The organism is Streptomyces sp. P17 (assembly GCF_032436805.1).
Lineage (GTDB): Bacteria > Actinomycetota > Actinomycetes > Streptomycetales > Streptomycetaceae > Streptomyces.
This window is the reverse complement of the sequence record NZ_JAVRBF010001460.1, coordinates 1-237: the sequence shown is the minus strand read 5'-3', so window position 1 is coordinate 237 and position 237 is coordinate 1. Positions and strand designations below refer to the sequence as shown.

The following is a 237-nucleotide window of genomic DNA, read 5'->3' as shown; positions in this document are numbered from 1 at the left end:
GGGGCCCCATCTCGGACACGGTGGCCCGCACCGGATGGCCCTGCTCGCCGAACACATCCCAGAAGATGGTCGAGAACCGGTCCGGCTGGAACGTCAGCCCCATGTCGCGCGCCCGCGCCACGATTGCATCCTTCGCTTCTCCGGGTTCGGCGATGCCCGACAGGTCGCCCTTGATGTCGGCTGCAAAAACCGGCACGCCGGCGCGCGCGAAGCCTTCCGCGAGCACCTGAAGCGACA

General features: G+C 68.4%; 1 protein-coding gene. It reads right to left on the bottom strand.

The window, feature by feature from the left end:
- A partial coding sequence (locus RMT89_RS45355; protein WP_315889587.1) for a helicase HerA-like domain-containing protein occupies positions 1-237 on the bottom strand: 237 nt, incomplete at both ends.